Annotated in this window: 15 protein-coding genes and 1 riboswitch; of the genes, 8 read left to right on the top strand and 7 right to left on the bottom strand. The window is 43.5% G+C overall.

The window, feature by feature from the left end:
* Window positions 1-84 precede the first annotated feature (84 nt).
* From AR335_RS20760 to lsrF, 4 genes are read left to right on the top strand one after another with little or no spacing between them, the layout of a single operon-like run.
* A complete protein-coding gene (locus AR335_RS20760; RefSeq protein WP_062239814.1) occupies window positions 85-1,047 on the top strand; it encodes a sugar-binding transcriptional regulator in 963 nt (320 codons plus the stop codon).
* Window positions 1,032-2,594, top strand: a complete 1,563-nt coding sequence (gene lsrK / locus AR335_RS20755; RefSeq protein ID WP_062239640.1) for an autoinducer-2 kinase — start codon at window positions 1,032-1,034, stop codon at window positions 2,592-2,594. The genes AR335_RS20760 and lsrK overlap by 16 nt, the downstream gene beginning before the upstream one ends.
* A gap of 34 nt (window positions 2,595-2,628) precedes the next feature.
* Window positions 2,629-2,991, top strand: a complete 363-nt coding sequence (locus AR335_RS20750) for a cupin domain-containing protein (RefSeq protein ID WP_062239627.1) — start codon at window positions 2,629-2,631, stop codon at window positions 2,989-2,991.
* Window positions 2,992-2,995: 4 nt separating this feature from the next.
* A complete protein-coding gene (lsrF, locus tag AR335_RS20745) occupies window positions 2,996-3,790 on the top strand; it encodes a 3-hydroxy-5-phosphonooxypentane-2,4-dione thiolase (RefSeq protein WP_062239624.1) in 795 nt (264 codons plus the stop codon).
* Between the two features lie 266 nt (window positions 3,791-4,056).
* Here lsrF and dnaN read toward each other — a convergent pair whose 3' ends face one another.
* A complete protein-coding gene (dnaN, locus tag AR335_RS20740; protein WP_062239622.1) occupies window positions 4,057-5,187 on the bottom strand; it encodes a DNA polymerase III subunit beta in 1,131 nt (376 codons plus the stop codon).
* 169 nt (window positions 5,188-5,356) lie between these two features.
* Here dnaN and AR335_RS20735 point away from each other — a divergent pair, with 169 nt between their 5' ends.
* Complete coding sequence (locus AR335_RS20735; protein WP_062239620.1) at window positions 5,357-6,250, top strand: diacylglycerol/lipid kinase family protein; 894 nt, start codon at window positions 5,357-5,359, stop codon at window positions 6,248-6,250.
* A gap of 60 nt (window positions 6,251-6,310) precedes the next feature.
* On the opposite strand, the gene AR335_RS20730 is transcribed toward AR335_RS20735, so the two are convergent.
* On the bottom strand, window positions 6,311-7,060 hold the full coding sequence (locus AR335_RS20730) for a gamma-glutamyl-gamma-aminobutyrate hydrolase family protein (protein WP_062239617.1): 750 nt from the start codon (window positions 7,058-7,060) through the stop codon (window positions 6,311-6,313).
* 371 nt (window positions 7,061-7,431) lie between these two features.
* Window positions 7,432-8,190: a TrmB family transcriptional regulator gene (locus tag AR335_RS20725; protein ID WP_062239614.1), complete on the bottom strand. Its 759-nt coding sequence runs from the start codon at window positions 8,188-8,190 to the stop codon at window positions 7,432-7,434.
* Window positions 8,191-8,333: 143 nt separating this feature from the next.
* Here AR335_RS20725 and AR335_RS20720 point away from each other — a divergent pair, with 143 nt between their 5' ends.
* Window positions 8,334-9,527, top strand: a complete 1,194-nt coding sequence (locus AR335_RS20720) for an MFS transporter (RefSeq protein WP_062239612.1) — start codon at window positions 8,334-8,336, stop codon at window positions 9,525-9,527.
* Between the two features lie 32 nt (window positions 9,528-9,559).
* Here AR335_RS20720 and AR335_RS20715 read toward each other — a convergent pair whose 3' ends face one another.
* Window positions 9,560-11,383 carry an APC family permease gene (locus tag AR335_RS20715; protein ID WP_053355066.1) on the bottom strand — a complete coding sequence of 608 codons (1,824 nt, stop codon included), beginning with the start codon at window positions 11,381-11,383 and terminating at the stop codon, window positions 9,560-9,562.
* Window positions 11,384-11,493: 110 nt separating this feature from the next.
* Window positions 11,494-11,637, bottom strand: a riboswitch (cyclic di-AMP (ydaO/yuaA leader).
* 144 nt (window positions 11,638-11,781) lie between these two features.
* On the opposite strand from AR335_RS20715, the gene AR335_RS24555 reads away from it, so the two are divergent.
* Together AR335_RS24555 and AR335_RS20710 are read left to right on the top strand one after the other, a co-directional pair.
* Window positions 11,782-11,919 (top strand): hypothetical protein, encoded by a 138-nt coding sequence (locus AR335_RS24555; protein ID WP_139223431.1) that lies wholly within the window; start codon window positions 11,782-11,784, stop codon window positions 11,917-11,919.
* 201 nt (window positions 11,920-12,120) lie between these two features.
* On the top strand, window positions 12,121-12,684 hold the full coding sequence (locus AR335_RS20710) for a hypothetical protein (protein WP_062239609.1): 564 nt from the start codon (window positions 12,121-12,123) through the stop codon (window positions 12,682-12,684).
* A 1-nt stretch (window position 12,685) separates the two neighbouring features.
* Here AR335_RS20710 and AR335_RS25305 read toward each other — a convergent pair whose 3' ends face one another.
* The 3 genes from AR335_RS25305 to AR335_RS24550 all read right to left on the bottom strand — a co-directional run bounded on the left by AR335_RS25305 (window position 12,686) and on the right by AR335_RS24550 (window position 13,731).
* Window positions 12,686-12,820: a hypothetical protein gene (locus AR335_RS25305; protein WP_255357616.1), complete on the bottom strand. Its 135-nt coding sequence runs from the start codon at window positions 12,818-12,820 to the stop codon at window positions 12,686-12,688.
* An 86-nt stretch (window positions 12,821-12,906) separates the two neighbouring features.
* Window positions 12,907-13,197: a hypothetical protein gene (locus AR335_RS20705; protein WP_062239607.1), complete on the bottom strand. Its 291-nt coding sequence runs from the start codon at window positions 13,195-13,197 to the stop codon at window positions 12,907-12,909.
* Between the two features lie 357 nt (window positions 13,198-13,554).
* On the bottom strand, window positions 13,555-13,731 hold the full coding sequence (locus AR335_RS24550) for a hypothetical protein (RefSeq protein ID WP_139223430.1): 177 nt from the start codon (window positions 13,729-13,731) through the stop codon (window positions 13,555-13,557).
* Between the last annotated feature and the right edge of the window lie 129 nt (window positions 13,732-13,860).

Genomic DNA, 13,860 nt, shown 5'->3' with positions numbered 1-13,860 from the left:
TTTTCACACGTTGAATAGCGGGCATAATCATTTTTGGAGGAACATATGTTGAAGCAACGGTCATATGTGGAAAGGATGAAACTCATGAAAAGGTCCACTTATGAGGAGAATTTAATCGTAAAAGTAGCCTGGCACTACTATAAAAACAACCTGACACAAAATGAAATTGCCGAACTGCTGGATCTTTCCCGAAACAAGATCGTCCGTATGCTGGAAAAAGCCCGTTCTGACGGAATTGTTCAATTTAACATTCGAGGGAACGGAATCAACTGTTTGAGCACCGAAAGAGATGTTATAGAAACATTTGGTCTCTCCGATGCCTTCATTATTCCAACTCCTGCTTCCAACCTGTCAGACTCCTTAGCAAAAGCGGCAGCACAATACCTTGAAAGCACCTTGACTTCCGAACAGCTTCTCGGGATTGGCTGGGGTGAAGCCGTTACCCGTACACTGCAGCACCTGTCACTTGACCCGGCAGCCAATGTATCCATTGTTACGCTGACTGGCGGAGTAAACTATTATTTTCAAAAGAAAAATTATTCTCTTGATGGCGGGCTTAGCAAATTTCAGGGCCGGTTTCATATTATCCCGGCACCATTTCTTGCCTCCTCTCAACAAATGGCCTCAAGCATTCTTTCCGAGCCTGCTGTGAGCGATATCCTCGAGCTTGCAGGTGTTTCTTCTGTCATGCTCGTCGGAATAGGCGGATTGTCATCAGATGCCACCATTATTAAAGAAGAAAAAATAACCTTAAAAGAAATGACGACAATCAAGAAACAGAATGGAGTCGGCGATATCCTCGGCCTATTTTACAATGCTGCCGGAGAACTCCTCACTCTCCCTCACCATGAACGCAGAATTGGAATACCCATCTCTAAACTAAAAGGAATGAAAAGTGTGGTCGGAGTAGCAGGAGGACAAACGAAAATCGATGCCATTTACGGGGCATTGAAAGGCGGATATGTTCAAACTTTAATCACGGATGAAGAAAGTGCTATTCAATTAATGCAGAAGGAGGCGACAAAAAAAGAATGGATGCCATCCTAGCACTTGATGCAGGAACGGGTAGTATTCGTGCGGTTTTATTCGATACGAAAGGCAATCAACTGTCATTGTCACAGCAGGAATGGGATCATCCGGCAGATCCGCGCTTTCCCGGCTCTATGAATTTTGATGTAAAAGAGAACTGGAGAATAGCTGTGGAATGCATAAAAGATGCCGTGCAGCAAGCCGAAATCACACCTCAATGTATAAAAGGAATCAGTGCAACAAGCATGCGGGAAGGTTTTGTTCTTTACAACAAAGACGGCCAGGAAATTTGGGCATGCTCCAACGTGGACTCACGTGCTTCAGAAGAAGTGACAGATTTAAAACAGCTTCGCCCACTTATTGAAGAAGACCTGTACAGCCTTTCCGGCCAAACCTTTGCGCTGGGAGCATTGCCTCGTCTTTTATGGATCAAGAAAAATCAGCCTGAAATCTATAATGAGACAGCGGCCATCACGATGCTTAATGATTGGCTCCTCTATAAGCTTTGCGGAAAACTGCAAGCCGACCCTTCCAATGGCTGCACAAGCGGCATCTTTAATATAAAAGAACGCACTTGGGATGAGCAGATTACCAAGGAATGCGGAATGAAGAGCAGCCTATTCCCACCTGTCCATGAAGCAGGAACATTACTTGGGCATGTTGCAGCTGAAACTGCAAAGTTCACCGGATTGGCTGAAGGTACAGCCGTATTTTCAGGTGGAGGTGATGCTCAGCTCGCCTCCGTAGGTGTTGGAGTAGTGAAGGAAGGTCAGACCCTTGTTTCCGGAGGAAGCTTTTGGCAGCAAGAAGTTAACGTCACTGCCCCTGTCCCCGATCCTAAACAGCGCATACGAATCAATTGTCATGCTGTGTCCCATCTTTGGCAGTATGAAACCATAGTCTTCTTCCCTGGCCTCGTTATGCGCTGGTTTCGGGATGCCTTTTGTACAGAAGAAAAGAATCGTGCAAGAGAGCTTGGAAGAGACCCCTATGAATTGCTGGAAGAACAGGCAGCTGAAGTTCCTGTGGGCTCTTATGGCATCATGCCTATTTTTTCAGATGTGATGAACTTTATTTCCTGGCGCCATGCCTCCCCTTCTTTTACGAATCTTTCTCTCGATCCCGAGCGCTGCGGCAAAAAGGAGTTGTTCCGGGCGATTGAAGAAAATGCAGCCCTGGTGACCTTGGGAAACTTAAAAATGATACAGGAGCACACCGGCTACTATCCCGATGAAGTCATTTTTGCCGGAGGAGCTTCTAAAGGCAAGCTTTGGTGCCAGATCCTTTCTGACGTGCTCGGAGTCAAGGTGAAGGTTCCGCTTGTGAAGGAAGCTGCCGCCCTCGGAACAGCGATCGTCGCTGGTTATGGAGCGGGCATTTACTCATCCATTGAAAAAGCTGCCCTTGAAATCGTTCAATGGGAGAACACATATGAACCAAATAAAGAAAATCATATCCTTTATGCGAAGATTTTTGAGAATTGGCAGGCCGTATACAAGGAGCATCTGGCACTCTCTGACCAAGGGCTGACCCATCATATGTGGAAAGCACCTGGTTCTGTTTGACCGTCATAAATACAGAGGAAAAGGGGTGGCTGTTTTGCTGAAAGTGAATGAGGCAGAAAATGAATTCCGCTTCGGAGATCATGGCCCTAAATATTTAACGAAAGGTCCAAATGTAGACCTTGGTGTCGTCGTGCTGAAGCCTGACCAGGATTTCCCAAATCACTATCATACGACATGCGAAGAAATTTTTTATGTACTAGAAGGTTCCATAGATTTCTATATTGATGGTGTGCGAGTGCCTGCCAAAACTGGTGACATGCTTCAAGTCCGGCCAAACGAAGCTCACTATCTCATCAATCAATCTCAACAAAATTTTAAAGCTGTATTTATTAAATCACCGCATATACAAGAAAAAGATTCTGTTGTTGTAGACAATCCAGATCTTGAGAAGGAGTGATCATATGAGTTGGGGATTAAAAAACCGAATGAATCAAATACTGCCTGAGGGAAAAGCAGTCATGCTTGCCATTGATCACGGTTATTTCCTGGGTCCTATTCACGGGCTAGAGAAACCGGGAGAAACCGTAAAAGAGCTGCTCTCCTATACAGATTCCTTATTTGCGACAAGAGGAGCCCTCTCTGCCTGCATACCTGAAAACTGTGAAAAACCAGTGTTAATGAGGGTATCAGGTGGCCCTAGTGTAGTGGGCAAGGATTTGGCTAATGAACATATTGTCACTCCGATGAAAGAAGCGATCCGCCATAATGTCGTAGGCGTTGGTGTTTCGATCTTTGTGGGCTCAGACTATGAAACTCAAACCGTTTCAAACTTGGCCTCTGTTGTAACCGAAGCTCACGACTACGGCATACCTGTCCTTGCGATTACTGCTGTTGCAAAGGAACTGCAAAAGCGCGAAGCACGCTTCCTGGCCCTAGCCTCTCGAATCGGTGCAGAAATGGGCGCTGATATTATTAAAACCTATTACTGCGAAAACTTTGAAAAAGTGACGGGCACTTGCCCCGTTCCAGTAGTCATCGCTGGCGGACCTAAGCTGGATACCATGAAGGATGCATTAAATCTGACGTATAACGCCATGCAGGAAGGCGCAGCCGGCGTTGATATGGGCAGAAACATCTGGCAGTCAGAGCATCCAGGCGCCATGATTCAGGCGATCCATGAGATTGTCCGTAAGAATGCGAGTGTAAAAGAAGCGCTGGAAGTTTACGAGAATGCTGCAAATGTGAAAGTGAAATAAGCGGAAAAAGCACCGGGAGTATACTGCACCCCAAAAGTTAGAGTAAAAACTCTAACTTTTCGGGGTCACTTCAGAGCGCCGGTGCTTTTTGTATTGATTATCCGCTAGTTTATTATAATAAGGTTTTGGCGGGTAAACGTCCTATTTCCGCGGGTATTTTTTTATTTTGGCGGGTATTTGCTTCGTTTCGGCGGGTAAATCACTTGTTTTAGCGGGTAAACGACAATCCGCCTTCCAAACCCCAAGAGCAAACCCTCTTCTCCCCATCAATACGCTCTCACGGGAGAAATAAGATGCTGATAAGGAGAATCAGAAACAGATTCGATCAAAACAGGCTTCATGGACCCGCTGAAACTGATTTTGATTTCTTCATCTTTTATTCCGCGCAGAGCTTCCGTCAGAAACTTCCCATCAAGAGAAATACTGAGTTCTTCCTCGCCTTCTAAACTGTTAATGTTCTGGATCTCATGGATGGTGCCTGATTCCATAGATCGGGAAGAGATCCCGAGCTTTTTCCCCTCCAGAAGGGTTAGATTCACATTATTATTTTTCCACTCCCCTGCAAACAATGCTGCCCGGTCAATTCCTTTTAAGAAATCACTGGCCTGCAAAGTAATAACCGTTTTAAATTCGTTCGGAATCAAGGATGCCGTGTTTGGATACTTTCCGGCAATGAGCCTCGAATAAAAAGAAAAAACATCGGTTGAAAACTCAATATAGCTTTCAGTAAGCTTTAAGGTGACTTCACCCGTGTAGCTCCCCATTAGCTTTAAAAACTCATGCAGAGCAGGCTGAGGCACGATAAATGAGCCGGTCAAATTGGCGCCGATATTGCGTTTATAGGTTGCCAGTCTCAGAGAGTCGGTAGCGGTGCTGCAGAAAAAATTTTGATCAAAGACAAAATGCACACCCGTCAGGACAGGCCGTGCTCCATTTTTACTGACAGCAAACATCGTTCGTTTGATCATATCAGCTAGAACGGTGCCTGGTAACTTATGGCTGGCTTCAGGCTGTGACATCGTGAGGCGAGGAAACTCCCCTGCATGAAATCCTTTTAGTGATACAACAATATCTTCTGATTGAATGGATACCGAATGATTTTCCCCAACCTTAACCAGCAGATCACCCGGCAGTTTTTTGATAAGGTCATTTAAATATTTTGCAGAAACAACTATACTTCCGGTTTTATGTACTGCCATCATGCTCTCCCCTTGCACATCGGAATGCAGCACACGCTCAATCACGATCTCAGCATTGCTTCCGGTCAGGGTAAGGCGGTTATAGTCAGCAGCTATCTTTATTCCAGATAGAATCGGCAATGTTGTCCGTGCCGATACCGCTTTACTGACATCCGAAACAGCTTGGCTCAAATACTCTTTATTAATGGTAAATTCCATGTGATACTCCCTTTCGACATCCACTACCTTCTTTCATTCGACAGAGAACATCTTTTTCCTTTCATGAAAGGGCCAGTGTACCCGAAAGCTTTACTGCCCCTGCAAGTTAGAAATCAACCCGTAACGGGTACTCTCTTATTTAGGAATACAGTAGAAAAAGGGGGGGCCTATGACAAAGGCGATGATTATCTTGAATCCTTCTTCTGGAAAGGAACAAGCGAAGGATCTTCTTCCGGAGGCGGAACGAACACTTCAAAAATTTCATGAGGAAGTGACCGTTAGTGAAACAAGAAAAGAAGGCGACGCTGAGGAGTTTGCAAGAAAAGCATGTGAACTTCACTATGATACCGTAGTATCCATGGGCGGAGATGGTACAGTTAGTGAGGCAGTCAACGGACTCGCTGAACAAGAGCACCGGCCCGATTTTGGAATCATTCCGCTCGGTACGGTCAACGATTTCGCAAGAGCGCTGAACATTCCGCTTGACCCTTCTGAAGCTATAAAGATTCTTCCTTCCCAGCACTTTAAAAAAGCAGATATCGGTAAGATCAATGACAGACACTTTATGAATGTTCTGGCGGTGGGAGCCATTGCCGAAGCCTCCTACAACGTGAGTACAGAGCAAAAAACACTGCTCGGGCCGTTTGCTTATTTTGTGGAAGGAATGAAGGCTATCATTAATAAAACACCATTCGCCTTGACCATCTCGCATGATCAAGGCGAATGGGAGGGAAAAGCGTATTTATTAATTACCGCACTTACCAATTCCGTAGGAGGTTTTGAAAAGCTTGCGCCTCATGCGAAGGTGAATGACGGGATCTTTCATATTTACGTGGTCAAAAACATTTCTTTTCCTGGTACGTTAAACATCATCCCAAAACTGATCAAGGGTGAGCTACAAGAACACAATGATGTGGAATATATCAAGTCGGCTTCACTGAAGGTTTCCGCTTCAGAACAGCTTGTGGTCAATATTGATGGAGATGAAGGCGAGCCTCTTCCGTTTCAAGCAAATGTGCTGAAACAACATCTCTCACTGTTCGTCCCCCCTAAAGGAAACTAAAAAAAGAGCTGATGAACAGCTCTTTTTTTATGACCTGATTTCCTATTAATACATTACTGATTAGAGAGCGGGCTGTTCCTTCTCCAACAACTCATGGCATTTTTGCACGAAATGAACAAACAATTGATGCATTTCATCACTTACTTCTGTCATATCTTCCGGATGCCATTGAACTGCTAGCATCCAGCTTTTCTCTAGATCCGTGCTTTCTAAAGCTTCAATCACTCCGTCTGAAGCATAGGCCGCAGCTTTTAAGCCCGGTGCCACTTCATCTACTGCCCCATGATGAAAACTATTAACCGATATATCCTCAGTTCCAAGAATTTCGGATAAAAGCGTACCTTTATCTACGCTGATGGAATGAGTGGCAGCCGAACGCGCACCGTCCTGATAATGTTTAATGACATCCTCTCTCTCTTCATTTAGATCCTGCACCAGCGTGCCACCCAAAGCTCCGTTCAATACCTGAATTCCCCGGCAGATCGCAAAGATAGGAATATTATTATTCTGTGCATAGTTGATGAGGTTGATTTCTGTTTCGTCTCGTTCCGGAATGACTTTTCCAAGATTAGGATGCGGTTCTGCTCCAATTTGCAGTGGATCCATGTCCTCTCCCCCGCTGAGCAGTATGCCATCACACAGGGCTGCCCATTCTTTCACCGTTTCTTTGTCACCCATAGGAAGTATGACTGGAACACCACCCGCCTTCATAACAGAAGTAGCATAGCTATAGTGCAAATAGGCCGTTTCCTGACCTCCTATGTCCTTTGTTGAGCATGTAATCCCGATCACTGGCTTCTGATTCTCCAAAATAACATCTCCTGTCTGATTTTCGTTATAGGAGTCTTTACCCTATTTGGGACATTTTCAATTCGTTAAATTTCTCCAAATAAATAGCCCCTGCTATGCAGGAGCTATTATTCTTATTATATCTTGGCTTTACAAAAGCATATTGTGGATTTTCAATCTTAATGGGCTTCGCAAACTGATGCTTAAAAGAGTCCCTCAAGTTTTTTCCCAATAATAAGGGGTGATAGCAGGCGAATGATAAGAGCCTGCTGATTTGTGAAACAAATGAAGCGCCAGAAAAGCAGACGGGAAAAAGCTTGCTTTTACCCTTCTGTTTTTCCGAAGGCGGTTCAATCCGCCCCACCAGAAATCAACAACATTGACTAACAGAGCTAATATCTTAAGTTCAACAGAACATTCCTTACAGCTTCATCCTTCATGACGGTGTCTTTGTATTTTCTTGTGATTTCTGTTAGTGCCACATCATGATAAAAGAATTCCGCGAAGAATTTGACGAGAGGACGTGATTTCGTCCGAATGGCTTGCCAGGCCGTATCTTCCATCCCAGCAAAGAGCATCTCCTCTTCGTCCACGATCAGGATCCGGCTTCTCTCCAACGTTCCGTGCTGCGTATCTGGTATTAAGGTCGAGACGTCCGGAATTTCCGTGGAGAGTTCACCGATCACATGAATTTTTACTGAAAGCCCGTTTTTACATTTCTCTTCCAGTAATGGGAGATAGCCTGTTAAGTCATCCGCCCACCCAGAAATGATAATGGATTGTTCCGCTCCCTGCAGCAGACCTTGCAGGACAGATTGGATGGATTGATTGTCTTTCAGCGTCCACACCCGGTCGTCGGTTACTGTTTTTTTTATCTGTGCTTCTCTAAGCTGCTGTACATTGGCCTCAAAGTCGGCTTTGAGCTTTTTAATCGTTGCCTCGATCGGCAGTGCGGTATACAGCCGCTTTTTTTCCACCGTTGATTCCATGATCATTCCTTTTTCCGCCAGACGGTGAAGCACCTCATACACTTTGGAACGGGGAACTCCAGAACGTTTGACAATACCGGTAGCATCCAGCGGCTGATCCTCGGTGATTAAGGATTGATAAACCTGGCTTTCATATTGAGTAAATCCGAATTGCTGCAGCATGTTTTTGACTCCTTGACTTTAATCACTATGTAAATCATAACACAGTCCTTTCCAATTTATGTACAAACAAACTTTTATCTTGTTTTTCTTTTTATAAATGTTACTATTACAGTGGTAACTTTTTCACAAAAGGATGAATAGCTATGAATAAACGTGTTTACTTATTGACCATCGTATCTTTTGTTGTAGGTATGGTTGAATTGATCATTGGCGGAATACTTGATCTCGTGGCGGAAGACTTACATGTCAGCATCGGCCATGCCGGTTTTCTGATCACAGCATTTTCGCTTGTTTTTGCGGTCGCCTCACCTCTTCTTCTTATGATGACATCTAAAGTAGAAAGAAAACGCCTTACCCTGCTGACACTGCTCGTGTTTTTTGCCGGAAACGGCATTGCGATCTTCAGCCCGACATACAGTGTGCTCTTGATTGCTCGAATCCTATCAGCGGCAAGCGGCTCTCTGCTGGTTGTTCTGTGCATCACAATCGCATCTAATATCGTATCTGAAAAATATCGTGCTCGTGCCATCGGTGTCGTTTTCATGGGAATCAGTGCCTCGCTCGTGCTTGGAGTTCCGATCGGATTAATGCTTGGAAATGCATTCGGCTGGCGTGCTCCTTTTATTTTGATCGCCGGATTGACGCTGCTTTCCATAGCTGGGGTTTACTTTTTTATGGAGCAAATGGCTTCAAAACCTGCTGTTTCCCTTATGATACAGATAAAGACGCTGAAAAACCGAAAGCTTCTGTTCGGCCAGTTAACGTCCTTCCTCTTTTTGGCCGGCCACTTGACGCTTTATGGATATTTAACACCCTTCTTAAAAACAGCCCTTGGCCTGAACGGAACGTGGGTAAGCATTGTTTATCTCGTCTTTGGCTGTGCGGCGGTAGCTGGCGGAGGTGTTGGAGGTTTTCTTGCTGACCGTTTGGGTACGAAACGCTCTATTATTGGATTTATCATCCTTTTCGGGTTTACGATGTTCGTTATTCCTTATACAACGTTTTCCCTTCCGTTTTTCTTGAGCGTGATGATTATCTGGAGCATGCTGAGCTGGGCCATTACACCCGCGATGCAAAGCTATCTTATCGAATCCTCCACTGCTGAAACGTCGGATATCCAGCAAAGCCTGAATAACACGGCGCTTCACTTTGGTATTGCGTTCGGTTCTGCCATCGGCGGTTTTGTGATTGAGCAATCTACCGTAGAATCCAATGCAACCGTCGGCGGATGTTTCATTATTATCGCCCTGGCTACCGCTTTGATTTCAATGTCAGAACGCAAGCGGAGCTTATCAGCCTTACGAATCCATCCTAAAACAGAAAAAACACTTCCGTGAGGTAAAATCTTCGGAAGTGTTTTTTTCATCAACTATTTTTTAAAACGGTAAGGCACGGTCGCAATAACCACATCTCGTTTAAAGAGCAAATACGCTCGAATCAGTAAGCTTGACTGGTTATGAAGAATATTATGCCAGCTTTTCTTCGTAATGAACTGAGGTATCAATACGGTTACTTGATAGTTATTTTCATTCGCTTTATGCTGTACCGTGTCAATAAATTTCGTCAATGGCTGGATAATGCTTCGATAATGGGAATGCAGCGTAACGAGGCGCACATTCGGCTGCCATTTCTTCCATTTTTCTTCGAATATTCTTTCGTCCTCACGCTCAAATGCAACATATACCGCTATGACCTGATCTGTAAGTGAGGTAGCAAAATTGATGGAGTTTTCAACAACTTGTGTAATTCCTGCTACAGGTACGATAATGACGTTGCCTTCAATCGTCTTCGGCTGCTGATCCGGTTTAATTCTTAATTGTTCCCCTACTAATTCATAATGTGTTTTGATCTTATGAAAGATGATGACGATGATCGGCAAGAAGATTAATACCGGCCACACCTGTGGAAATTTAGTAAAGAAGAACATCAGGGTTACCGTTAAACTGATGAGAGCTCCGGTTGCATTGATAATAAGCTTTGATACCCATCCCTTTGGTTTTTCCCTGATCCATTTCACGATCATGCCTGACTGAGACAAGGTGAAGGGGATAAACACCCCGACGGCATAAAGCGGAATAAGATGTTCTGTCTGTCCTTTAAACAGGATGATCAGGATAATCGCGCTGACTCCCAATGTAATGATTCCATTTGAGTAACCAAGCCTGTCACCCCTAATGGTAAACATCCGCATGATAAATTTATCTTTTGCAAGGTTAACTGCGAGCAACGGGAAAGCGGAATATCCTGTGTTTGCAGCCAAAATTAGAATTAATGCTGTTGTTCCCTGAATAAAATAATACATATAGTTTCTTCCAAATGTATGGTCGGCAATTTGAGAAACCACTGTCTCCTTTACACTTGGAGTAATTCCATAATAATAAGCCAAATAAACAATTCCTGAAAATAGTAAAGCCAATAATCCGCCCATGGCCATCAACGTCTTTGACGCGTTGTTGGGGGCAGGATCCTTGAAATTCGGTATAGCATTAGAAATGGCTTCTACACCTGTTAACGCTGAGCTGCCTGAAGCAAAGGCCTTCAGCAATAAAAACAGACTGATTCCGGCAACTGGTGTTCCAACAGACGTATGTAAGTCAGCAGGCACCTGGCCCGTTGAAATTTGATACAATCCAACACCTATCAAGATAAATAAAGCTAGGACAAACAGATAAACGGGATAAGCTAAAATTGAAGCAGATTCTGTTACCCCGCGTAAATTTAAAGTTGTAAGGAACAAAACAAACACAATCGCAATCGGTACAGTATAAGAATGCAGCGCCGGGAAAGCAGACGTAATAGCATCTGTACCCGCTGACACACTAACTGCCACGGTTAAAATATAATCAACCAGCAGCGAGCCGCCTGCGATTAATCCAGGATTCACTCCTAAATTATCTCTTGAAACAACATAAGCCCCACCGCCATGTGGATAGGCAAAGATGATCTGCCGATAGGATAAAATAAGTGCAGTTAAAAGAATAAGTACACCAACCGCAATGGGAATGGAATACCAGAAAGCCGCAGCACCAACCGTAACTAAGACGATCAAGATCTGCTCCGGTCCATACGCAACAGATGATAACGCATCTGAGGAAAGAATGGCTAAAGCTTTTGTTTTGTTAAGCTTCTGCTCCCCCAGCTCATTTGATTTGAGCGGTCTTCCGATTAATAGTCTCTTTAAATAAGAAAACACTGTTTTTTCCTCCGCCGATAAAAAATTTGTGTATAGATGCACATGAAAAAAGCCCCCAAGCCAATTTTAATAGACCTGCGGACGTTTGTTTACCAGTCTCACAAGCTTCATTTCCTTCTCATTAACGCTTACGAGGTTAGCTGTCGGATTCGGGCCATTGAGTAGCCCTACCTGCTTAAGGATTCACCCCCAGGACTTTTTAAAAAAGCCCATTATGGTTCCCCCGCACCAATTGGTTTAAGCGATTTAAGAATTTGAAACTTAGATAATAATACTCCTCTCTTAAAAAAATGTAAATACAAAGATTAAAAACTTTACTTAAAGGTAATTTTAAAGATGTGGGTAATATTTAATATACAAAGAAATTTTGAACTTCCCGAAAAAAAGGAGGATTTAAAATGTCTAAAAAAGAAGGGCACTTATTCTCAGATGAGTTCCTGGAGCAACTAGCTAAAGAGATCAACGAGCAATACGGCGGACCGGAATTTAACAAAAGCGACGAAGAACCAGATATAGAAACAGAAGAAATGATATAAATCAACTTGAATGATGAAGAGCCTGGAGCGTTGAAATCCCCGGCTCTTTCCATCCTCCATCGTGGTTATTCATAACATCCTCATTTGAAGTGCCCGTTTACGGTAAACCTTCATATAAAAATAGGTAAAAATAGGAATGCCCCTTACGTTCAGGACTATATTGATATAGTCACGTAAAAAAATGAATGGCAGGAGGCTTCTATGTATCTTTTTAAAAGAATGGATCGCCTTGTTGAAATGGCAGCATACTCTGTTCAGAACCGCTTTTCTAAAACTGCATTACTCGTAATGACTTCCATTGCTTCTGCAGTGACTGCACTCCTGCAATCTGCTGGAGGTACTCTGCCGATGATCGGACTCATCATCAGTCCCCTTTCCACTCTTCCTGTTGTTTTGATCACCATCATCTCTCCGCTTCTTGGGTTTTACTCCTTCGTTTTAACATGTCTGCTCCTTGTTATTGTGCAGCCTAGTGAATTATTGATTTTTATTTTTACAACCGGTTTGCTTGGATTGGGATTGGGCCATGGCTTTACTTTTTTTAAAAGACGTATTTTGATTGTAACCACTGGTTCCATTTGTCTTATTTCTGGAATTTGCATCATGCTGATCGGATTTCAATTTCCTCTATTCGGGCCCGCATTCCACAGTACCGGCAACTTTTATCTTTGGCTGTACCTATTGCTTTTCACGTGGGGATATAGTTTGGCCTGGCTGGAAATCACATGGTTTATTCTAAAAAAATATGTGAGGAGACGGCTATGATCTAAACTTTAAAGTTTTGTCCGTTCAACGTAATATCCTGGCCCGGATAATCATGAAAATACCTGAACACCTTCAACCATCCTGAGTCTTTCCCGACTACTCCTGAATTGGTAGCCGTTCCTTGCCCAAAATACATTTTATCGTCTCTTCCAAAAACCACTTTATTATTGTGATGATCTCCGTGGCTTGGCAAGCCAGTCAGGATATCCTCTTTTTCTCCATCTATCGTAACGGCCGTAATTTTCCCTCTATGCGAAACATAGATTTTGCTTCCATATTGATTGATGCCAGTAAGCGGAGGTTCAAATCCCTCTGCATGACCTTATCTCCCTGTCTAGTTACTTCTATCACTCTGCCATAACCTGTTGCCACACCTGCTTCCCCGACAATAAGCCTTCCACTTGCCGTAAATAATAAACTGATTGGATGCTGAAACCCTTTTACTGCCGCTTCGATTCGATAGCCTTCTTTCAGGGCAATATCACCCGGATTGGTCGTTCCTTCCCGGTCCATAGATTCTCTCTCTCTCTCGTTATACAGTATGGATATTCATCACGTACAGGTCTTATTCTTGAACGATCGTTACCTTTCATCTTGAGCTTCATCTATTACATATTTTTCTTTCCTCGTCTCATACTAAGAGCAGCATCTTACCTGGGGTGATAAGCAAATGGCGTCATTTTGGAAAAAATCAAAAAAGCTGTCCTCACAAACGGCTACTGAAGGGTTGCGCAAGAAGAAGCAGCCTGTTATTCCAACATCGAGCAGCCTCAATGAAAATAAAGAAAAAATAATAGACTACCTGGATCATTCTCATGACATCTGCAAAAGGGAGCTAACCTTTCAGGGTAAAAACGCTCTGTTGCTTTTCTATGAACCACCACCGTCAGTATATTTATTATCTCCCATCATATAATTAGTGCTTTCTCCTGGCTTAGCACCAGGGTTTATTGGAGGTCGAGAATTGTTGTTGTTTTTTTTGCGTCTCCAGTCTAAAAACAAAGCAAACGCTATTATTCCTAAAATTAAGACCAATAGCCAAGTCATTTTTATACCTCCTTTCAATTTTTTCCATGTTATCTTTTAATATATAATTACACAACCCTTTATATTCAATTAGCAACAAAGGTTACGAAAACAGCCATTAAAAAAGAAGGAAGGACCGAAATCCTTCCT

Origin of the sequence: Fictibacillus sp. FJAT-27399 (assembly GCF_001510655.1) — a bacterium.
Lineage (GTDB): Bacteria > Bacillota > Bacilli > Bacillales > Fictibacillaceae > Fictibacillus_C > Fictibacillus_C marinisediminis.
The sequence above is the reverse complement of the archived record's forward strand: the minus strand, read 5'-3'. Positions and strand labels throughout refer to the sequence as shown.

Coding starts and splice junctions, on each gene's coding strand:
- AR335_RS24550 (WP_139223430.1), bottom strand. CDS start 13,731: ATGACTTGGCTATTGGTCTTAATTTTAGGAATAATAGCGTTTGCTTTG.
- AR335_RS20760 (WP_062239814.1), top strand. CDS start 85: ATGAAAAGGTCCACTTATGAGGAGAATTTAATCGTAAAAGTAGCCTGG.
- dnaN (WP_062239622.1), bottom strand. CDS start 5,187: ATGGAATTTACCATTAATAAAGAGTATTTGAGCCAAGCTGTTTCGGAT.
- AR335_RS20735 (WP_062239620.1), top strand. CDS start 5,357: ATGACAAAGGCGATGATTATCTTGAATCCTTCTTCTGGAAAGGAACAA.
- AR335_RS25305 (WP_255357616.1), bottom strand. CDS start 12,820: ATGTATTTTGGGCAAGGAACGGCTACCAATTCAGGAGTAGTCGGGAAA.
- AR335_RS20725 (WP_062239614.1), bottom strand. CDS start 8,190: ATGCTGCAGCAATTCGGATTTACTCAATATGAAAGCCAGGTTTATCAA.
- lsrK (WP_062239640.1), top strand. CDS start 1,032: ATGGATGCCATCCTAGCACTTGATGCAGGAACGGGTAGTATTCGTGCG.
- AR335_RS20710 (WP_062239609.1), top strand. CDS start 12,121: ATGTATCTTTTTAAAAGAATGGATCGCCTTGTTGAAATGGCAGCATAC.
- lsrF (WP_062239624.1), top strand. CDS start 2,996: ATGAGTTGGGGATTAAAAAACCGAATGAATCAAATACTGCCTGAGGGA.
- AR335_RS24555 (WP_139223431.1), top strand. CDS start 11,782: ATGTCTAAAAAAGAAGGGCACTTATTCTCAGATGAGTTCCTGGAGCAA.
- AR335_RS20705 (WP_062239607.1), bottom strand. CDS start 13,197: ATGGACCGGGAAGGAACGACCAATCCGGGTGATATTGCCCTGAAAGAA.
- AR335_RS20720 (WP_062239612.1), top strand. CDS start 8,334: ATGAATAAACGTGTTTACTTATTGACCATCGTATCTTTTGTTGTAGGT.